Genomic DNA, 20602 nt, shown 5'->3' with positions numbered 1-20602 from the left:
ACATTTCTGCAAGAAAACCCCGCTAGATTGACGGTCTGAATCAGGCGCCCGATTCCATCGGCACGAAGCTTGTCCTCAAGCTCGTGTCGTCCGTCGATCAACCCGCTCCATTCACCTCAAGACCACCTACATGACCCGCTTCTTCAAGTCGGGCAGACCGCTGCTCGCGAGTGCAATCGTTTGCGCTACGCTCGTGCTGACAGCCTGCGGAGGACATGACTCAGGCTCCGATGCGCCTGCGTCCAGCAACGCTTCCACCTGCAAGACCAGCCACTGCGCACCCGCTCCCTGAGCCACGCCGCCCCTCCCGCCTCTCCCATAACGAGCCCACAAGAACGCATGACTTTCAGTCCATCGAAGAGAAACTTCCTCCGCTCGTCGCTCGGCACGGTCGCATCGGCAGCGGTGCTCTCGACCTTTCCGCCCGCGATCCGCCGTGCCCTCGCCATCGATGCGAACAACGTCACCGGCACCATCAAGGACGTGCAGCACGTCGTGTTGCTGATGCTCGAGAACCGTTCGTTCGACAGCTATTTCGGCACCTTCAAGGGCGTGCGCGGCTATGGCGACCGCTTCGCGATTCCGTCGCCGACGGGTTCGAGCGTCTTCTACCAAAGCTATACCAATGGCGGCGCCACCAGCACGCTGCTGCCCTATCATCTCGACGAAAGCCAGGGCAACGCACAGCGCGCCGGCAGCACGCCGCACAGCTGGGCCGATGCGCAAGCGGCCTGGGACAACGGCCGCATGGCGGCATGGCCCACTTCGAAGAAGCCCTTGTCGATGGGTTACTACGAGACCGTCGAAGTGCCGTTCCATCGCGCGCTCGCGGATGCCTTCACGCTATGCGACGCCTATCACTGCGGCATGCATACCGGCACCATCGCCAATCGCCTGTTCTACTGGACCGGTACGAACGGCCCCAACGGCGTGACGCCGGGCGGCAACGTGCCGGTCAGGGTGGCCGCGCTTAACAATGAATTCAACGGCGGCAACGACGTGGGCGCATCCACGGACGGCTGGACCTGGACGACCTATGCGGACCGGCTGCAGTCGGCCGGCGTGAGCTGGAAGGTCTATCAGAGCCTGATCGACAACTTCGGCTGCAACGAGATGATGAGCTTCCGCCACTGGCGCGCGGCCATCGAGCAGATGCCGGCGGAGCGGCGGCCGCTGTATGTCGCGAGCACGGACATCACGCAGGCGGTGACGGCGGCCGGTCCGTTCTACGATGCCTCCATCGACGACCCGCTGAGCCCGCTCGCGAAGGGCTTCGGCAACACCATGCCGCAAGGCTTCCTCGAAACCTTCCGCGACGACATCCAGAAAGGCACGCTGCCGGCCGTCTCGTGGATCATCCCGCCTTCGGTGTACAGCGAGCATCCGGGGCCGTCCAGCCCGACGCAAGGCGGCTGGTACGTGCAGGAAGTGCTCGACGCCCTCACCGCGAATCCGGAGGTGTGGAGCAAGACGGTGCTGCTCGTGAATTACGACGAGAACGACGGCTTCTTCGATCACGTGCCGCCGCCGAGCGCGCCGTCGCATGCGGCGGATGGCTCGATGGCCGGCGCCAGCACGCTGTCGGACATCGAGATGGCGCCCGAATACCACAACTTCACGCCGGCGACGAGCAAGCAGCCCGCCAGCGACGGACGGCCCTACGGCCCCGGGCCGCGCGTGCCGATGTGGGTGATCTCGCCATGGAGCCGCGGCGGCTTCGTGAACTCGCAGGTCTTCGATCACACCTCGACGCTGATGTTTCTCGAGAAGCGCTTCGGCGTAGTGGAGCCGCAGATCAGCAGCTATCGACGGGCCGTGTGCGGGGACCTGACGTCGTGCTTCGACTTCGTGAGCCCGAACAGCGCTACGTTGGCGGCCTTGTCGGGACGCACCACAAAAGACTCCGCCGATTCGCTCGCCACCTCGCAGGCAGCGTCTGCGGCGATTGCCGTTCCTGCGGCGACGGCGGCATCGGCGGTGCCCGCTCAGGCCACGGGATCGCGTCCATCACGTGCCCTGCCCTACGAGTTGCATACGACGGCGCATATCAGCGCGGGTTCGGGCGGCATCGCATTGGAGTTCGCCAACGGCAGCGCGAGCGGCGTGGGCGCGGTCTTCCACGTGTACGACCGCAATCATCTCGATCTCGTGCCGCGCCGCTATGTGGTCGAGGCGGGCAAGTCGTTGACGGGAACCTGGACCGTGCCCGCCGCCGACAACGGCCGCTACGATCTCTGGGTGCTCGGTCCGAACGGCTATCACCGCGAGTTCGTCGGCAACCTGAACGAAGTGAGCGCGGCGGCGAACCCCGAGATCCAGGTCTGCTATCTGCCGTGCGATGCGACATCTGTCAGCGTGAAGCTGCATAACCGCGGCAACCAGCCCGTGACCTTCACGGCCGCCGCACTCGCCTATCGGACCGATGGACCGTGGAGCAAGACGGTTGCGGCCAACAGCATCGGCGAACTGAGCTGGCCGGTGACCGACAGCGGCAACTGGTACGACTTCACGGTGACGAGCAGCACGTCAGCCGCATTCAGGCGGCGCTTCGCGGGACGGATCGAGAATGGCAAGGATCTCGTCTCCGACCCGGCCATGGGGATGAAGACGGGCGCTTGATGAGCACACGGCGCCCCGCGCGGGGCGCCGGCTTCATTCTTCTTCGTTCAGCGCATCGAGCAGCAGCGGCAGCCATTGCGCGGGCTCGCCCCGGCGATGGATCAGCGCCACGGGCCATGGAGGCAGGCGGGGCGTCATGTTGAGGATCCTGACTTGTTCGTCCACCGCCTGATTCAGCAAGACGAGCGAGGGCAATGCGCTCACGCCGACGTCGTCGGCCACCATTTGCAGGTTCGTCAAGGGCTGCTGCGATTCGATCACCGGAACCGGCGGCGGCAGACCTTCGAGCACGAACATCTCGGCAACGGCGTTGCCGACGATGGAATCCGATGGCGGCAGGACCCAGCGCTTGTCCTTGAGCATGTCCCACCGTACTTCATCGAGCTTCGTCAAGGGATCGTTCACGGAAGCGATCACCACGAGATTCATGGTGAACAGTTTCCGGAACTGAAAAGATCTCACGGCCGAACGGGGAAGCGCGAAAGTCGTGATGACCGCATCCAGTTCGCCCTGTTCCAGCCGAAACAGCAATTCGGGTACGTGCGCTTCCTTGAGCCTGACGCGCAACTGGGGATTCGAGCGAGTGAGTTCGCGAAAGACGACGGGCAGATAACCTTGCGCAATGAAGGGCGCCGCACCGATCTTGATCAGGAGGTCCGGGTGATCGCTGAGTGTTTCGCGGCGCAGGCGTTCGAGATCATCCAGCAGGAGCTTGGCGCCTCGCAGGACGGTTTCGCCATATTGCGTGGGCACGACACCGCGGGAATCCCGCTCGAACAGCGCCACGCCGAAGGTCTGCTCCATTTCCGCGAGCGTCTTGCTCAATGCCGGCTGCGTGACATTGAGCTGCTTCGCCGCCGCATTCAGGCTGCGGCACTCCTTAAGCGTTACCAGAATTTGCAGATGACGAAACTTGAGCCAACCAACCAGTCGGTGCGATTTTTCACGACTATTTTCGCCGAATGTGCTCAACGTGATTCTCAAAACTCAAGTGGTTGAAATGTTATCACCAATATCTGGATAAACGCCTTGAATTCTCTTGCTGAATGCGCAATACAACTCGCCGCATTTTCGATTGTTCAATGAATCATTGTTCAAGGCAAAGTCCGTTTTCAACCGTGCAATGCCGTACAAACGATAGCCGGATTCCGGCCTCGCTCAAGTTCGGCCGCGCACTGCCGTTATCCGCCAGAACGGCGAGTCATCGCCTCCTCACAACGTTTGCCGCACGGGCGAACTCACTCGATAAAAACCAGCATGAAACGTGTCGTTGCCCTCTCCGCGCTTACCTTGGTCCTGGCAGGATGTGGCGGAGGCGGTGGCGGTTCGGATGCCGCGCCAGCCACGCCCGCACCGAACGCCGCACAAGGTCTCTATTCCGGCAGCGACGCATACGGCCACACGATCGGCGGCGCAGTGCTCGACAGCGGCGCGTTCTACTTCGTCTATGTCGATACGGCCAGCAACACCTTCGGCCTCGTGCAAGGCACGGCGACTGCCTCTCACGGCACGTTCCAGTCCGACAACGCACGCACCTTCGACATCACTGGCGGCCGCACCAGCGACACCCCGGTGCTCGCCGGCTATAACGGGCGCAACAGCATCCAGGGCGCGCTGTACACGAGCGCGGCGAAACAGAGCAGCAGCACCTTCAACCTGGTGTACGACTTCGCCTATGAACGCCCTATCACGCTCCCGGCAGTCGCAGGCACCTATTCGGGCGCGGCCGGATCCACGCGCGGCGGCGAAGCGACGAGCTTCACCATCGGCCTGGACGGCTCGATCAAGGGCGCCGGACCGAGCGGCTGCACCTATGCCGGAACGACCCGCCCGCACGGCGACAAGAACGTACTCGACGCCACCATTACGTTCGGTGCCGCACCTTGCCTGTATCCGGGCGCGACCGTGACGGGCGCGGTGTTCTTCAACAACAGCGAGCTGCTGGGCGCACTGACGCTGGCAGACCGCTCGGATGCATTCGTGGTTGCCGCCACCAAATAAGGCATGACGACAGTCCGAATAAGCAGGGCTGTCGCGCTTCCCTACATTTTCGTTATGTGCGCCGAGCAGCGCACGCGTGAATCACGCTATTGACGAACAATGCGCGAAGAAACCATGATCGACTGGAGATTCAAACAAGAAACTCATTCACGCTAAAGGAATCTTCAATGCTGACACTGGCGCACCCAAGCATAAAACGAATGGAATACATTGAGTGCGGTGAAGCTTTCGTGAACTTGCAAGGCATTCATGAGCGCATTGCCGTGGACATGAGCCGCCAGCTCATTTCCAGCGCTGGCGATTACTTCTGCTGGTCCCGGCATGATGTGGCGAAGCGGCTCGTCACGGCGGCACGGAGCCTTCCGCCGCACCTTCGGCTGCTGGTGGTCGAAGCGTACCGGTCGCTCGATGTACAGCGCAGCTACTTCCGCGACTACACCCACGTGCTCAAGCGCGACTATCCCTGGCTCGATGGCGATGCCCTCTACGAGAAAGTCAGCCAATGGGTCGCGCCGCCGGAAGTGGGCGGCCACCCGACGGGCGCGGCCATCGACCTGAGCTTGCAGCATATCGATGGCGGTCACGTCGACATGGGCACCGTCCTCAACGCCAACGACGCCGAGTCATCGGGCGCCTGCTTCACTGACAGCGCCTTCATCACGCGTGAAGCCGCCCGCAACCGCGCCATTCTGCGCGATGCCATGAGCGCCGCCGGCTTCGTGAACTATCCGTCCGAATGGTGGCACTGGTCCTATGGCGACCGTTACTGGGCCGTGGTCTCCGGCAAGCCGCATGCGGTCTATGGACCGGTCGAAGAGTTCGAAGTAGAAGGCGTGCGCGTCTAGCCTCACAGCGCAAACGGCGTCTCGCATCCCTCGTACAAACCCCAATCTCGCAATTCTGGAAAGTCTTTGCAAACCGCAAATTCTTTCCAATATACTATGGGCACGCGGTACAAGCGGCAGGAGCCGGTTGCCGGACCAAGCGAGAGGACAGCATGAGTGCGGTGGCGGATCGAATCCTGCGGGTACTGGAAGAGCTGGCGAACGCGCCGGAAGGCAGGACGCTTTCCGAAGTCGCAACCGCGCTCGATGTCCCCGTCAGCGCCGCGCATCGGCTGCTGGCCGACCTGATGGAACAGGACTACGTGCGCAAGGACGAACGGCGCGGCGAGTTCATGCTCACGATGAAACTGCCGTCGCTCGGACTGCGTTTCCTGAGCGCGGGCGGCGTCGTGGACGTTGCCCAGCCGATCCTCGAAAGGCTCGCGTCGACTTCGGAAGAACTGGTCCGCCTCGCCATCCTCGACGGCGAGCAACTGATCTACGTGGCCAAGGCCCAGGGCGCGCGCCAGGGCATTCGCTACGATCCCGAGATGGGCAGGCCCGTCACGCTGTCATGCAGCGCCGCCGGCATCGTGTGGCTGGCCGGCATGAGCGACGAAGAAGCCATGCGCCTGGTGTCCAGACAGGGCTTCGGCGCGCCATCGGACTTCGGCCCGCGCGCGCCGACCACCTTCAAGGCGCTGCTGCCGCTCATCGAAGCCGCGCGCGCCAACGGCTTTGCCACCACCCAGGACATGTTCCTTCCGGCCATGAGTTCGATGGCGACGCCGGTGCGGACGCCGACCGGCGAAGTGCGCGCCATCCTGATCATCGCAGGCCCGATGTCGCGTCTCACCGAAGAGCGCATGAGCGCGCTCGTGCCGGCGTTGATGTCCACGGCGGCTGAACTGTCCGAAGCCAGCGGCGTGTCGCCGATGCTTCGCCGCGCCATGCAGGGTCCCAATTACGCAGTGAGCATGTCGGCATAACTTCGGGCGCGTTCGTCGCCTGTCGCATCAGCATTTTCATTTTAATTAGCATCCCGATGCGAAGGGACGCGCACGCCTGCACGATCGGCAACAGCATATCTTCCGGGAGGAGACAAATTGGAATCGGCACACGCAACAAGCAGCAAGCAATCGATGGCGAACCGCGCCGTCAGTGCGGCGACCTTCGGCACCGCACTCGAATGGTTCGACTTCACGCTATACGGTTCGGTGGCCGCCACGGTCCTGCCCAAACTGTTCTTCCCGGCGATGGAGCCCAGCTCCGCCCTGCTCGCCTCGCTGGCCACCTTCAGCGTGGGGCTGGCGGCACGGCCGCTGGGCGCGATCATCTGCGGCCATTTCGGCGACAAGATCGGCCGCCGCAATCTTATGCTCGGCACCGTCTCGGTGATGGGCATCACCTCGGTGCTGATGGGCCTCTTGCCCACCTACGCGCAGATCGGCATGCTCGCGCCGATCCTGCTCGTCCTGTTGCGCATCATCCAGGGCTTCGCGCTGGGCGGTGAATCGACGGGCGGTCAGCTGATGGCGCTGGAACACGCACCCGCCGACCGGCGCGGCAAGTACTCCGGCCTGATCGGCATGTGCGCGCCGCTCAGCCAGATCCTCGCCAATGCGGTCCTCTTGCTGTTGTCCGCGACCATGAGCGCCGATGCCTTCACGCGCTACGGCTGGCGCATTCCCTTCGTGATGAGCTTCCTGCTCGTGCTCGTGGGCATCTATATCCGGCTGCGCGTCGCCGAGACGCCCGCCTTTCTGCAGATGAAGCAGTCCGCCGTCGCGTCGGTCAGCAGTCCCCTCAAGGATGCATTCCGCCTGCACTACAAGACCATCATCCGCATGATGCTGTTCTTTTGCGGTCCCACCGCGCTGTTCTATCTCGCGGTCGTGTTCACGCTCGGTTATCTGACCAACACGCTCGGCGTGCCGAAGCAAACCGGCTTCACGCTGCTGATGATCGCCAACGCATGTGCCGTCGCCGGCTCGATTCTCGGCGGCCTGCTGAGCGACCGCATCGGCCGCAGGCGCGCGCTGATGCTCGCCTCGGCGGCGACCCTCGTCATCATGTTGTTCTATTTCCCCGTGCTGGGCACCCGCAGCTTCGTGCCGATGGCCATCGCAATGGGCCTGTTCATGGGCTTCACGCAAGTGCAGACCGGCATCCAGCCCGTGGCGTTCGCCGAAGCCTTCCCGACCAACGTGCGCTATTCCGGCTCGGCGCTGGCCTTCACCGGCGCGAGCCTGTTCGCGGGCGGCCCGATTCCGGTGGTCGCGACGTGGCTGCTGAACCTGAGCCATGGCTCGCCGTGGCCACTCGTCGCGCTGGTCGCGGCATTGAACGTGTTGTCCTTCTGCATGATCGCGATCGGGCCGGAGACCGCCGGCGTGGATCTGAACCGCCTGGATTCCGCCGATGAAGTCCTCGGCAAACGCGACGCCGGCGCGCAGCAGGCCAGCTTTTGAGCGACATCTTATCCATCAAATCGAACGAGGAAGCCGATGAACGAATCACACCGCGGCCTGCTGGCTATCTGGAGCACCATCGCTCCGGAAGCCGAAACCGACTATCTGCACTGGCTCACGCGCGAACATGTGTTCGAGCGGGTGAGCGTGCCGGGCTTCTGCTCGGGACGTGTCTTCAAGCGGCGCGACAGCAAGCCGTCCGAGTACCTGATGCTCTATGAACTCGACCATGCCGAAGTCATGTCGAGCGAGGGCTATCTGACGCGGCTCAACGCGCCCACGCCGTGGACCCAGCGCATCATGCCCACGCTGATGCACTTCCGGCGCGGCGGCGGCACGCTGAGCCATGAAGCGGGACATGCGCGCGGTCATGGCAGTCACATCGCGATCGCACGCTTCGAAGATGACATACCCGCTGCGCTGACCGGCGAGCGCCTGGATGCGCTTGCGCAACTGGACTGGGTCGTCGCGGTCCGCGTGATGCGCGTGCAGTCCGATTCGACATCCATCTCCACGCGCGAGAAGTCGATGCGCCGCAGTGAGGAAGGCGCGTTCGCCGGACTCATCGTGATCGAAGCGTTGGACCGCGCTTCGCTTGATCGTGCGGTCACGGCAGCAAGCCGTGACGTTCCGGAACTCGACGGCGCGTTTCAACTTCACGACGCGGTCTTCGGCAGTCACCGATAACTTCGACGCATGAAACGAGGCGCGTGATGAAAAGCCCCATCAAGCGCCCCATGTCCTGCAAGATAATGAGAGCCTCGAAAGAACCATGGTCGTGTGACAAGAATCCCTGTTTCCGTAGAATATTCCAGTAATATGAATTCGTTGATTTGTAAGTTATAGCCGTCAACGATTTCTGCTATCGATCGATTTGCCGCAACAGAATTCAAAACATCAAAAGCGCGCAGTCGTCATGCAAAACAGTGATATGTCCATTATTGGTTTTCAGCGTCTAACATTGACTCCGTCGATTGTGAAGATGCAGTTCCGGTGCAGCGGATCGGCTTGAACGCCGCGCAGGAACTCGAGCGGAACCAGCAAGCCAGCGGCCCGCCTGCCTCTCAAGTCAGGAAGCAGCAGCGCCGCGCGCAAGCAGGATGCGCGCATCATTCAGACGCAAATCATCCCTGAATCGAAGCCCGGTTGCCCGTCGCGCAGTCCAGCGACGGTCGTCCGGTTCCCGTTATTCGTCCCGCGTGCTTTCACGCCTGAGTCTGACGCGTCCGTCATTTCCATGACGTCGATCGCGACGTATTTCAAACCGCCTGACTTCCTTTTTTCCAGCCCCAATGGATGTATTCCACGGCGTCTGGAATGAAAGCCGGGACGGCAGCCGATTCTTATTCGTCGAACGCAAGATGCACATCTCGTCAGATAACGCAGCCGCCATGGAAGCCGATCCGCATGACAGCTCGCTGCTCGAGCCCGTCGCGGATGAGGCGCCGTGTGGTGACGAGCTGAGCTACGACCAGGCGTTCATCGATCTCGAACGACTCGCTGTCGGCAAGACCGAACAGCAGTTCGGCTCGACGATCATCCCCGCTGAAAACCCGGACTGGCATCAGGTGGCTTTGCGGGCGAGCGGACTGTTGAAGCGCACCAAAGATCTGCGGGTCGCCACGCTGCTGACACGCGCATGGGTCGAACTGGACGGGCTGGCCGGATACCAGCGCGGCGTCGCGCTGATCGCCGAATTGCTGGAGCGTTATTGGCCGGCGCTGCATCCGCGCATCGAGACCGATGGCGAAAGCGATCCGCTGATGCGCATCAATGCGCTGCGCAATCTCGGCGATCCCGAAAGCATCGGACGTGCAATCCGCAACGCCACCATCCTGCGCCTGAAGCAAGGCAGCCTGAACATGCGCGACGCCGCCGCCCTCCTCGATGGCCATGCCTCGCAGGCGGCGGCATCGCTGAATCTGGATGGACCCGAACTGCGTCAGCAGCTTGTGCTCGCGGCGAATGCGCCGCACAGCCTCACCGCGCGCATCCCGGAGATTCTCGCGGCACTGAAGCACATCGCGCAGACCGTGCAGCGCGAACTCGGCGATAGCTGGGTGCCGGACTTCCGCAGTGTCGAAGCGCCCTTGCGCCTCATTGGCGATGCCGCGCAGCCGCTTCGCGGCCAGGTTGCCGACGCGCCGCTGCCGCTCGATGACCACGGCTCACCGCATGAAGCGCTCGCCGGCGCGCTGCCCGATAGCACAGCCGAGCCGCTGCCGAACCCGGTGCATCACGCGTTGCGTTCGCGCGCCGAAGTGATCGCGTTGCTGCAGAAGGCCTGCGCCTATCTCGAGCTTCACGAACCGGGGCACCCGGCGCCGCTCCTCATTCGTCGAGCGATACGGCTGATGGGCATGAGCTTCTACGAGATCGTGCGGGACATGATGCCGGCCGGCATTCCGCAACTCGACGTACTGGCGAACAGCCCGAAGCCGGGCGAACCACCGGTTCAGCCAGGCTGAACGATGCGGCCTGGACGCCAACCCAAGCGCACACGAGCAAGCTTACTGGAGGCAATCCGTGACGAAAGCAAAACAGACCCGATCGCGTCAGGGCGGTCAGCAATTCATCGGCAGGAATCGTGCGCCGCGCGTGCAGATCGAATATGACGTCGAGATCTACGGCAGCGAGCGGAAAGTCGAGATTCCCTTTGTCATGGGCGTGATGGCGGACCTGGCGGGCGATACCCGCAAGGTGCAGCCCGAGATCGGCGAGCGCAAGTTCCTCGAAGTCGATATCGACAACCTGGATGAACGCATGAAGTCCATCCAGCCGCGCGCTGTGTTCCAGGTCCCGAACAAGCTCGGCGGCGATGGCCGCCTGCAAGTGGATCTGACCTTCGAGAGCATGGACGACTTCACGCCGGGCCGGATTGCCCGCAATGTCGACTCGCTCAGTCATCTTCTGGACGCGCGGACCCAGCTCGCCAATCTGCTTTCGTACATGGACGGCAAGAATGGCGCGGAAGAACTCCTCGCAAAAGCGCTTGCCGATCCGGCGCTGCTCAAGGCGCTCGCCAAAAGCGCGAAACCGCAGGACGACGCATCCGCGGCGCCGTCCGACGCAGCGCAGCCGGGCGAACAGGACGCCTGAGCGCGTCCCCGCCTCGCGAACGCCACGACATGGACAGCGCAGACTTCACTGACGGAATAAACGCATGACGACCACCAGACACGCCGAGCACGCCGAGCACGCCGACCACCCGCAGACGATGGAGGTGGATCACTTCAGGGATCTGCTGAACAAGGAGCTCAAGCCGACGACGGATCAGGCGCATCAGGCCATCGAAAGCGCGGTGAAGACGCTTGCGCATCAGGCGCTCGAACACGCCGCCGTGATGTCCGCCGATGCCTATCAGGGCATCCAGGCCATCATCGCGGAGATCGACCGGAAGCTGTCCGACCAGATCAACGAGATCCTGCATCATCCGGCCTTCCAGAACCTCGAATCGGCCTGGCGCGGCCTGCACTACCTCGTCACCAACACCGAAACCGACGAGATGCTGAAGATCCGCTTCATGCCGATCTCGAAGAAGGAACTGGCGCGCACGCTCAAGCGCTACAAGGGCGTGGCCTGGGACCAGAGCCCGGTGTTCAGGAAGATCTATGAAGAAGAGTATGGACAGTTCGGCGGCGAGCCGTTGGGCGGACTGGTCGGCGACTTCTATTTCGATCACAGTCCGCCCGATGTCGAGATGCTGGGCGAGCTGTCGAAGATCGCGGCGGCGGCGCATTGCCCGTTCATCGCGGCGGGCTCGCCTTCGGTCATGCAGATGGATTCATGGCAGGAACTTTCCAATCCGCGCGACCTGACCAAGATCTTCCAGAACACGGAGTACGCCGCCTGGCGCGGTCTGCGCGAGTCGGACGATTCCCGCTATATCGGCCTGACCATGCCGCGCTTCCTGGGCCGCCTGCCCTACGGCATCAACACGCTGCCGGTGGATGAATTCGACTTCGAAGAGAACACCGACGGCGTCGATCACCGCAACTACATGTGGATCAACTCGGCCTATGCGATGGCCGCGAACATCAACCGTTCGTTCAAGCACTACGGATGGTGTACGTCGATTCGCGGCGTGGAGTCGGGCGGCGCGGTGGAGAACCTGCCGATGCATACGTTCCCCTCCGACGACGGCGGCGTCGACGCCAAGTGTCCGACCGAGATCGCGATCAGCGACCGTCGCGAAGCCGAGCTGGCGAAGAACGGCTTCATGCCGCTCGTGCATCGCAAGAACTCCGACGTCGCCGCGTTCATCGGCGCGCAATCGCTGCAAAGCCCGAGCGAGTACTACGACAACGCCGCCACTGAAAACGCGCGCCTGGCGGCACGGCTGCCGTATCTGTTCGCCTGCTGCCGGTTTGCGCATTACCTGAAATGCATCGTCCGCGACAAGGTCGGTTCATTCAAGGAACGCCGGGACATGGAGAGCTGGCTCAACGACTGGATCATGAGCTATGTCGATGGCGACCCGGTCAATTCCTCGCAGGAAACCAAGGCGAAGAAGCCGCTTGCCGCCGCCGAGGTCATGGTCGAGGAAGCCGACGACAACCCAGGCTATTACACCGCGAAGTTCTTTCTACGCCCGCACTATCAGCTCGAAGGGCTCACGGTTTCTCTTCGGCTGGTTTCCAAGCTGCCATCGTTAAAGGAAGGCAGTGCTTCGTAGCAACGTTCGTCACGATCACCGTGGCGATACCCTTGTTTCATTTAATCCCGGAGAACTGAAAATGGCTGTTGATATGTATATGCGGGTGGATGGCGTAACAGGCGAATCGAAGGATGCGAACCATCAGGGCTGGTCGAACGTGCAGTCCTATGCGTGGGGCGCGAACCAGCCCGGCAGCATGGCTTCCGGCAGCGGCGGCGGCTTGGGCAAGGTGAGCTACAGCGATCTGCAGGTGACGGCGCCGATCGACAAGGCATCGCCCGCCATTTTGAAGTACTGCTCGAACGGCAAGCACCTGCCGACGGTGGAAATCTCCGTCTGCAAGGCCGGCGGTACACAGGTCGAGTATCAGCGCATCACGCTCAGCGAAGTGCTGGTGACGTCCGTCACCCATGCCGCCGCCAGTACGGGCGATGCCGTGCTCGTGACCTACACGTTCCAGGCCGCGAACGTGCAGCAGCAGTACTGGGAGCAGACCGACCAGGGTAATCGCGGCAGCGCGAGCACGCTCTCGTGGAACATCAAGCAAAACCAGGAAGCCTGACGCACCGAGTCTGAATGTGTGGCGCCGGGCGGACGCATTCGCCCGGCATGCAACGTCATGATCCTGGACCCTTTGCCGGCCGCAAGGCCCCGACCCACTCGCATCAACCACCGCGAGCAGCATGCGCAAATTGCCATCACGTCATACGCAACCGGCCGGACGCCGGCTGACGCCCGTCTTGCTTGACCGCCTGACCGATCAGGCGCCGCACGAAAGGCGCGAAGCGGACGGCGCCTTCATGCTGACGCGCGCGTTGCTGCGCGAATCGGTGCTGCGCGACTTGCGCTGGCTGCTCAACACGACGAACCTCGAAGCGACTGTCGATCTCGCCCCGTATGCGGGCGTGCGCGAGTCCGTCATCAACTTCGGCACGGGCGCGCTGGCGGGCCTGCGGATGTCGGAGATCGAATGGACCGACATCGAACGGACCATCCGCGAGGCGATCCTGGCGTTCGAGACGCGCATCGTTCCCGACAGTCTGCAAGTGAAGTGCGTCGAGAACAACAGCGACTCCCTGTTGCATCACAACCTGCTGGTCCTGGAGATTCGCGGACAGATCTGGGCCGTGCCCTATCCCTTCGAGTTCGTGTTCCGCTCGGAAGTCGATCTCGAGAACGGCTACATGGTGCTGCAAGCGCCGGGGAACGAATGATGGACGGCCGCCTGCTCGACTATTACAGCCGCGAACTGAGCTATCTGCGCGAACTGGGCGCGGAGTTCGCCGCCGAGTATCCGAAGATCGCGGGCCGGCTCGGCATGCGCGACACGGAAGTCGTCGATCCGTATGTCGAGCGTCTGCTCGAAGGCTTCAGCTTCCTGGCCGCGCGCATCCACCTGAAGATGGATGCCGAGTTCCCGCGCTTCTCGCAGCGGCTGCTGGAACTGGTTTATCCCGGCTATCTGTCGCCACTGCCCGCCATGGCCATCGTGCAGATTCCGCCCGATCTCGACGTCGGCAATCTCGCGAGCGGCTATACCCTGCCCGCCGGCACCGCCCTGCGCGCCAACGTGACCGCGGGCGAACAGACGGCCTGCGAATTCAGGACCGCGCACGAGGTCACGCTGTGGCCCATCCGCATCACGGCGGTGCGCATGGAGCCGGCGCCGGAAGACTTGCCGTCCGCCTTGCTCGACCCGCAACGCACCGTGCGCAGCGTATTGCGCATCCGCCTGGAAACCGACGGCGCGGCGCGCTTCGCCGACCTGCCACTCGAACGCCTGAGCTTCTTTCTCGGCGGCCAGACGCAGCAGGCGCAGCATCTGCTCAGGCTGCTGCTCGGCGAGCGCGTGGTGGCCGCGGCTGTGCGCGATCCGGCCAGCAAGACGCCGCTCTACCGAAGCCTGCCCGCCGATGCGATCCGTCACGAAGGACTCGATGCCGGCCAGGCCCTGCTGCCGGACGACATGCGCGCATTCAGCGGGCATCGCATCCTGCACGAGTACTTTGCGTATCCGTCGCGGCTGCTGTTCTTCAGCATCGGCGGATTGCGCGACGCATTGCGCACGGCCGGCACGGCGTGCGAGCTGCTGGTGATGTTCGACGAGCGCGCGGAAGAACTGTATCGGTCGGTCGATGCACGCAGCCTCGCGCTCTATTGCACACCCGCCGCCAACCTGTTCCCGAAGCGCACCGACCGCATGCCGGTGTCGCGCCGACAGCATGAATATCACATCGTCGTGGACCGCTCGCGGCCGCTCGACTACGAGGTGTACCGCGTCAACCGCGTGACGGGACACGGCGGTCCCGAAGGCCGGGAGCAGACCTTCCTGCCGTTCTATTCCCCGCATGCGCATCAGCGCAACAGCGCGGGTTGCTACTTCTCGACGCGCCGTGAACCGCGCCTGTCCAGCGCGCGGCTGCGCGGTCATCACCGCAGCGATTACGCGGGCAGCGAAGTGTTCGTGTCGCTCGTCGATCAGCATGAAGCGCCGTTCAGCGGCGAGCTGCGCCACATATCCGTGGATGCGCTGTGTACCAATCGCGATCTCGCCATCCTGATGCCGCTCGGCGCGAAGGCCGACTTCACGCTGACCGTATCGGCGCCGGCGGGGACCATCAAGGTGCTGAAGGGACCGAGCGTGCCGCGTGCGTCCATCGCGGAGAACGAGATCACCTGGCGTCTCATCAGCCATCTGGGCCTCAACTATCTGACGCTTACCGATCTCGACGGCACGCAGGGCGCCGCCGCCTTGCGCGAGCTGCTCGGGCTCTATGCGGACCTCGCCGATCCCGCGCTGACGAAGCAGATCCAGGGCATCCGCAGCGTGCGCGTCGAGCCCGTGTGCCGCGCGCTGCCGCATGCGGGTCCGATCATGTACGGCCGGGGCGTGTGCATCACCGTGCTGCTCGAGGAAGCCGTCTTCGAACCGTACGACATGCATCTGTTCGGCGCCGTGCTGGACCAGTTTTTTGCGCGCCATGTATCGCTGAACAGCTTCAGCGAACTGGTCATCGAAACCTTGCAGAGAGGAGAGATCGGACGATGGAAGCCCCGGATCGGCTGCCGGCCGACAGCCTGACACAGGCGGTCTACGGCCGGACCGAAGAGGCTCCGTCCGTCAGACCCGCCCCGCCGCCGCGCGAGGAGCGGCTCGACCGTCTGCTGGAGCAGGCGGCGGCCGCGCCCTACGAGTACGACCTGTTCGAGCTGATGCGCTGGATCGACGCCTGTGCGGTCACGCCGGTGCGGCTCGGCCGTGCGTCCCATCCGCGCGACGAGCCGGTGCGCTTCGGTCAGCGTCCGTCGCTTGCGTTCGCACCCGCGGCCCTCGCCGAAGTGCGCCGCGATCAGCGCAAGCGCGCGCAGGTCTCGGTATTCGGCTTCGGTCTGTTCGGACCCAACGGTCCGATGCCGCTGCATCTGACCGAATACGCCTACGAGCGGGCGCGCAATCACGGCGATACCTCGCTGGCCGGCTTCGCGGACCTGTTTCATCACCGGCTGATCGCGCTGTTCTACCGCGCCTGGGCGAATGCGCAGCCGTGCGCGAGCCTGGACCGCGCAGGCGACGCCCGCTTCGACGACTACATCGCGAGCCTGATTCATCTCGGCCAGCCGTCGCTCAAGGGACGTGGCGCGGTGGCGGACCACGCGCGCTACTACATGGCCGGGCATCTCGTCAGGCAGACTCGCAACCCGGAAGGCCTGTGCCGGATTCTCGCCGATTACTTCGGCGTGAAGACGCGCATCAACGAATACGCGCCCGGCTGGATCGCCATTGAACCGGCGCGCCAGTGCGCCTTGCCGCTCCGGCTGGGCGCCAATGCGTCCGGCGCGGGCGCGGTTCTGGGCCGCGCGGTGCGGGATGCGCAGCATGGCTTCGAGATCGTGATCGGGCCGTTGCCGATGGAACGCTTCCGCCAGTTCCTGCCCGATACCGAAGCGGCGATGCAGCTGGCGGACTGGGTGCGCTTCTATGCCGGCGACGAACTGGACTGGAACGTCAGGGTCCTGCTGGCGCGGGCCGATGTGCGCGGCGCGAGCGTCGGCATGCAGCAGCGCCTGGGCTGGGACACCTGGGTCGGCGAGCGCCTGAGTCCCACCGATGCCGGCGACCTCGTGTACGGCCCCGGCATCGTCGCCCATCATGCGCGCCAGCGGCGCGCCGAACAGGCCCGAAACGAATCGCCTGTGACCTGCCATGACTGACATCAACCGTCCCGCCCTGTACGGCAAGCTCAATCCGTTCCTGTTCCGCTCGCTGGAAAGCGCGACGTCGCTGTGCAAGCTGCGCGGCAATCCGTATGTCGAGCTGGTGCACTGGCTCCATCAGATGCTGGCCGAAAACGACAGCGACCTGCATCGTCTGATCGTGCGTTTCGATCTCAACGCGGGCCGGCTCGATCACGATCTGTCCGTCGCGATGGACCGTCTGCCGCGCGGGGCCAGCGCGATCGCCGACTTCTCCGCCTTCATCGATGAAGCCATCGAACGCGCATGGGTCTACAGCACGATTGCCTATGGCCGCGCGCGCATCCGCAGCGCGTTCCTGCTGGCCGGCATCCTGAAGACGCCGTCGCTGCGCAATCAGCTGCTCGCCACGTCGCAGCAGTGGGGCAAGCTCGTCCCGGATCTCGTGATGAACGAGATTCCCGCAGTCATCGCCGGGTCCGCGGAGGACAACGACAGCGCCGATACGCCCGAGACCGAAGCCGCCCCGGAAGGCGCCGCCGCCGAGTCCGCGTTGCAGCGCTTTGCCGTCGACATGACGGCGCAGGCGCGCGCCGACCGCATCGATCCGATCACGGGCCGCGAGTCGGAGATCCGCCAGGTCATCGACGTGCTGATGCGTCGCCGTCAGAACAACCCGCTGCTGACCGGCGAGGCGGGCGTCGGCAAGACGGCCATCGCCGAAGGACTGGCCTTGCGCATCGCCGCCGGCGACGTGCCGCCCGCCCTGCGCGACGTCACGCTCTACTCGCTCGACATGGGACTGTTGCAGGCGGGCGCCAGCGTCAAGGGCGAGTTCGAAGCACGCTTGCAGCAGATCATCAGCGAGGTGGAACGCAGCACGCGGCCGGTGGTGCTGTTCATCGACGAAGTGCATCGGCTGATCGGCGCGGGCGGCGCGCACGGCACCGGCGATGCCGCCAACCTGCTCAAGCCCGCGCTCGCACGCGGCCAGTTGCGCACCATCGGCGCGACGACCTGGAGCGAGTACAAGAAGTACATCGAAAGCGATCCCGCGCTGACGCGGCGTTTCGAAGCCATACAGGTGCGCGAGCCCTCGGAGGACGAAGCCGTCGCGATGCTGCGCGGACTGGTCGGCCGGCTCGAACGGCACCATCGCATCGTCATTCTCGATCAGGCGGTGGATGCGGCGGTGCGCCTGTCGAACCGCTATCTGCCCGCGCGGCAATTGCCCGACAAGGCCATCAGCCTGATGGATACCGCGTGCGCACGGGTCGTCGTGGGCCGGCATGCGCCGCCGCCGGCAGTCGAGGATCTGCAACGCCGGATCAGCGCGCTCGAAGCAGAACAGGCCGCGCTGGAACGCGAACGGCTGATCGGCCTGCCGGTCGAGATCAGGCCCGCGCTGGGCGAGGCGCTGGCCGAACGGCAGCAGGAACTCGCGGCGTCCGAGGCGCGCTGGAAGCAGCAGCGCGAACAGGTGGAAGCGATCGTCGCATTGCGCGCCGAACCTCACGATCCGCAGGAAGCCAGCGACCGCCGCGCGACGCTTGCACGCCTGCGCACCGAACTCGCCGCGCTTCAGGGCGATACGCCGCTCGTTCAAGTGGACGTGGATGTGGAAACGATCGCGGCGGTGCTGGCCGACTGGACCGGCATTCCCGCCGGCAGGATGCTGCGCAACGAAGCGCAATCGGTGCTCGCGTTGCCGCAGACGCTGGCGCGCCGCGTGATCGGACAGCCCGCCGCAATGGATGCGATCGCGCGCCGCGTGCAGAACGCGCGCGCCGCGCTGGACGATCCGCAACGGCCGGTCGGCGTGTTCCTGTTGTGCGGTCCGTCGGGTGTCGGCAAGACGGAGACAGCGCTGGCGCTGGCCGAGGTGATGTATGGCGGCGAGCAGAACCTGATCTCCATCAACATGAACGAGTTCCAGGAGTCGCACACGGTATCGACGCTGAAGGGCGCGCCGCCGGGTTATGTCGGCTATGGCGAGGGCGGCATCCTGACTGAGGCGGTGCGTCGGCGGCCGTATAGCGTCGTGCTGCTCGACGAGATGGAGAAAGCCCATCCCGATGTGCAGGAAGCCTTCTACCAGATCTTCGACAAGGGCTGGATGGAGGACGGCGAGGGCCGGCGCATCGACTTCCGCAACACGATCCTGATCCTGACCACCAATGCCGGCGACGCCGAGATCATGCGTCTCGCGCAGGAAGAGCCCGCGCCCGCGAGCAGTCAGGTGGAACGGCGCATCCGCGATGCGTTGCGCGAGTATTTCACGGCCGCCTTCCTCGGCCGCCTGACGGTGGTGCCGTTCTATCCGCTCTCCGGGGCCGTGTACGAGGAAATCATCGCGATGCGGCTGCGCACGATCGGACGGCGCCTCGCTGAACAGCACGAGATCGCGTTCCATCACACGCCCGAGGTGGGCCTGCTGATCCACGAGCGCTGCGCCGAGGTGGAGTCCGGCGGCCGTTTGATCGATTCGATCATCACGCAGTCGCTCCTGCCCCTCATCAGCCGCGAAATCATCTCCGCGCTGGCCGAAAACCGCACCTTGAATGAAGTGCGGATCTCCGTCGAGAACAATGAATTTCAAGTCACGCTTTGCTGAACCGGATTTCCCCAGGTCTTAATCGATAGTGAGCAGAAAGAAATGGCACAGGTCGTAACCGCGTATTGCAGCGCATTTGATGTCGGCACTCTCAGCTTCCGCTCCATGACAGGAAACGAAGCCCTTTCCACTCTCTTCGACTTCGAGGTGCAGCTCGTCTCGGGCGATGCTTCGCTCGATCTCAAGAGCGCCCTCGGCAAGTCCCTCACGCTGGAAATCCAGCCGCAGGTCGGCGCGCTGCGCTATCTCGACGGACAGATCACCCGCTTCGAGTTCAATGGCCGCGAGACGCTCACCTCGCGCAGTTATATCTATACCGCCACTGTGCGGCCTTCGCTGTGGTACCTCACGCGTTCCGTCAACTGCCGCATCTTCCAGGAGAAGACGGTTGTCGAGATCATCCAGGAAGTCTTCTCCGCTTACGGCTTTCCGGTTACCAACCGCCTGGGCGCCACCTATCGCACCTGGGGTTACTGCACCCAGTTCCAGGAGACTGACTTCGCCTTCGTCAGCCGTTTGATGGAGCAGGAAGGCATCTATTACTACTTCACGCATCAGATGGGCCAGCACACGCTCGTGCTCGCCGATGACATGAGCGGCCACGACGCCCTGCCCGATTACGCCTCGCTCCCTTATCTCGCGCCCGATCAGATTGCGCTGCCCGAGACCGAAGGCGTCGATCGCTGGCACACCGAGGACAATGTCACCACGGGCCGCTATGTCGTCGATGACTACGACTTCCGCAAGCCCAAGGCGGACCTGCAAAGCCAGCAGGCCAACCCGCTCAGCGATGAACACGGCTCGTACGAGAAGTACAACTGGCAACTCGGCTATGTCAATGGCGACGAGGGCAACCATTACTCGCGCGTGCGGCTCGAAGAAGAGCAGACCGGTAGCGAAAGCGCTCATGGTCACACCACGATTCGCGCCTTCGCGCCGGGCTATCTGTTCACGTTGACAGGTTGTCCACGAACGGCCGATAACCGCGAGTACCTGATCGTCGGCGCAAGTTATCAGTTTCAAAGCGGCGGCGATGCCAGCGGCAGCAGCACGGCGCGTTACGACACGGAGTTTCTCGCGCAGCCGACTTCACTGCCCTGGCGCGCGCCTTCCATCACGCCTTTGCCGAAAGCGACAGGACCGCAGACAGCGGTGGTCGTTGGCCCGGCAGGCGAGACCATCTGGACCGACCAGCACGGCCGCGTGAAGCTGCAATTCCGCT

Annotated in this window: 16 protein-coding genes; 15 read left to right on the top strand and 1 reads right to left on the bottom strand. The window is 63.9% G+C overall.

Annotated features, from left to right (window positions below; genetic code table 11):
• The first annotated feature begins 339 nt into the window (after positions 1 to 339).
• Positions 340 to 2619 carry a phosphocholine-specific phospholipase C gene (locus QCE64_RS15940; RefSeq protein WP_310004752.1) on the top strand — a complete coding sequence of 760 codons (2280 nt, stop codon included), beginning with the start codon at positions 340 to 342 and terminating at the stop codon, positions 2617 to 2619.
• Positions 2620 to 2652: 33 nt separating this feature from the next.
• Here QCE64_RS15940 and QCE64_RS15935 read toward each other — a convergent pair whose 3' ends face one another.
• A complete protein-coding gene (locus QCE64_RS15935) occupies positions 2653 to 3591 on the bottom strand; it encodes a LysR family transcriptional regulator (RefSeq protein WP_309932118.1) in 939 nt (312 codons plus the stop codon).
• Positions 3592 to 3876: 285 nt separating this feature from the next.
• Here QCE64_RS15935 and QCE64_RS15930 point away from each other — a divergent pair, with 285 nt between their 5' ends.
• The 14 genes from QCE64_RS15930 to QCE64_RS15865 form a co-directional block, all read left to right on the top strand.
• Entirely contained in the window at positions 3877 to 4620 is a 744-nt protein-coding gene (locus tag QCE64_RS15930) for a hypothetical protein (protein WP_309920996.1), read from the top strand.
• A gap of 230 nt (positions 4621 to 4850) precedes the next feature.
• Positions 4851 to 5465: a M15 family metallopeptidase gene (locus tag QCE64_RS15925; protein ID WP_309932116.1), complete on the top strand. Its 615-nt coding sequence runs from the start codon at positions 4851 to 4853 to the stop codon at positions 5463 to 5465.
• A gap of 152 nt (positions 5466 to 5617) precedes the next feature.
• Complete coding sequence (locus tag QCE64_RS15920) at positions 5618 to 6433, top strand: IclR family transcriptional regulator (RefSeq protein ID WP_309932115.1); 816 nt, start codon at positions 5618 to 5620, stop codon at positions 6431 to 6433.
• A gap of 153 nt (positions 6434 to 6586) precedes the next feature.
• Positions 6587 to 7915 carry an MFS transporter gene (locus QCE64_RS15915; RefSeq protein ID WP_309920986.1) on the top strand — a complete coding sequence of 443 codons (1329 nt, stop codon included), beginning with the start codon at positions 6587 to 6589 and terminating at the stop codon, positions 7913 to 7915.
• A gap of 36 nt (positions 7916 to 7951) precedes the next feature.
• On the top strand, positions 7952 to 8602 hold the full coding sequence (locus QCE64_RS15910) for a DUF4286 family protein (protein ID WP_310004749.1): 651 nt from the start codon (positions 7952 to 7954) through the stop codon (positions 8600 to 8602).
• A 704-nt stretch (positions 8603 to 9306) separates the two neighbouring features.
• A complete protein-coding gene (gene tssA / locus QCE64_RS15905; protein ID WP_310004747.1) occupies positions 9307 to 10383 on the top strand; it encodes a type VI secretion system protein TssA in 1077 nt (358 codons plus the stop codon).
• A 58-nt stretch (positions 10384 to 10441) separates the two neighbouring features.
• Complete coding sequence (gene tssB, locus QCE64_RS15900) at positions 10442 to 11014, top strand: type VI secretion system contractile sheath small subunit (protein WP_310004745.1); 573 nt, start codon at positions 10442 to 10444, stop codon at positions 11012 to 11014.
• 118 nt (positions 11015 to 11132) lie between these two features.
• Positions 11133 to 12590 (top strand): type VI secretion system contractile sheath large subunit, encoded by a 1458-nt coding sequence (tssC, locus tag QCE64_RS15895; protein ID WP_309906520.1) that lies wholly within the window; start codon positions 11133 to 11135, stop codon positions 12588 to 12590.
• Between the two features lie 61 nt (positions 12591 to 12651).
• Positions 12652 to 13134, top strand: coding sequence for a type VI secretion system tube protein Hcp (locus tag QCE64_RS15890; RefSeq protein ID WP_309920975.1), 483 nt, complete (start codon positions 12652 to 12654; stop codon positions 13132 to 13134).
• 121 nt (positions 13135 to 13255) lie between these two features.
• The gene (gene tssE, locus QCE64_RS15885; RefSeq protein ID WP_309932111.1) at positions 13256 to 13786 is read left to right on the top strand and encodes a type VI secretion system baseplate subunit TssE; all 531 of its coding nucleotides are present in this window, start codon (positions 13256 to 13258) and stop codon (positions 13784 to 13786) included.
• Positions 13786 to 15654, top strand: coding sequence for a type VI secretion system baseplate subunit TssF (gene tssF / locus QCE64_RS15880; protein WP_309922873.1), 1869 nt, complete (start codon positions 13786 to 13788; stop codon positions 15652 to 15654). The genes tssE and tssF overlap by 1 nt, the downstream gene beginning before the upstream one ends.
• A complete protein-coding gene (gene tssG, locus QCE64_RS15875; RefSeq protein ID WP_310004742.1) occupies positions 15618 to 16784 on the top strand; it encodes a type VI secretion system baseplate subunit TssG in 1167 nt (388 codons plus the stop codon). The genes tssF and tssG overlap by 37 nt, the downstream gene beginning before the upstream one ends.
• Entirely contained in the window at positions 16777 to 19380 is a 2604-nt protein-coding gene (gene tssH, locus QCE64_RS15870) for a type VI secretion system ATPase TssH (protein ID WP_310004740.1), read from the top strand. The genes tssG and tssH overlap by 8 nt, the downstream gene beginning before the upstream one ends.
• A 105-nt stretch (positions 19381 to 19485) precedes the next feature.
• The coding region (locus tag QCE64_RS15865; RefSeq protein WP_310004738.1) for a type VI secretion system tip protein TssI/VgrG at positions 19486 to 20602 on the top strand (1117 nt) is incomplete at its 3' end.

Source organism: Caballeronia sp. LZ043 (genome assembly GCF_031451075.1).
Taxonomy (GTDB): Bacteria; Pseudomonadota; Gammaproteobacteria; order Burkholderiales; family Burkholderiaceae; genus Caballeronia.
The sequence above is the reverse complement of the archived record's forward strand: the minus strand, read 5'-3'. Positions and strand labels throughout refer to the sequence as shown.

Coding starts and splice junctions, on each gene's coding strand:
- tssA (WP_310004747.1), top strand. CDS start 9,307: ATGGAAGCCGATCCGCATGACAGCTCGCTGCTCGAGCCCGTCGCGGAT.
- tssH (WP_310004740.1), top strand. CDS start 16,777: ATGACTGACATCAACCGTCCCGCCCTGTACGGCAAGCTCAATCCGTTC.
- tssF (WP_309922873.1), top strand. CDS start 13,786: ATGGACGGCCGCCTGCTCGACTATTACAGCCGCGAACTGAGCTATCTG.
- tssC (WP_309906520.1), top strand. CDS start 11,133: ATGGAGGTGGATCACTTCAGGGATCTGCTGAACAAGGAGCTCAAGCCG.
- QCE64_RS15915 (WP_309920986.1), top strand. CDS start 6,587: ATGGCGAACCGCGCCGTCAGTGCGGCGACCTTCGGCACCGCACTCGAA.
- QCE64_RS15940 (WP_310004752.1), top strand. CDS start 340: ATGACTTTCAGTCCATCGAAGAGAAACTTCCTCCGCTCGTCGCTCGGC.
- QCE64_RS15910 (WP_310004749.1), top strand. CDS start 7,952: ATGAACGAATCACACCGCGGCCTGCTGGCTATCTGGAGCACCATCGCT.
- QCE64_RS15930 (WP_309920996.1), top strand. CDS start 3,877: ATGAAACGTGTCGTTGCCCTCTCCGCGCTTACCTTGGTCCTGGCAGGA.
- tssE (WP_309932111.1), top strand. CDS start 13,256: ATGCGCAAATTGCCATCACGTCATACGCAACCGGCCGGACGCCGGCTG.
- QCE64_RS15890 (WP_309920975.1), top strand. CDS start 12,652: ATGGCTGTTGATATGTATATGCGGGTGGATGGCGTAACAGGCGAATCG.
- QCE64_RS15920 (WP_309932115.1), top strand. CDS start 5,618: ATGAGTGCGGTGGCGGATCGAATCCTGCGGGTACTGGAAGAGCTGGCG.
- tssG (WP_310004742.1), top strand. CDS start 15,618: ATGGAAGCCCCGGATCGGCTGCCGGCCGACAGCCTGACACAGGCGGTC.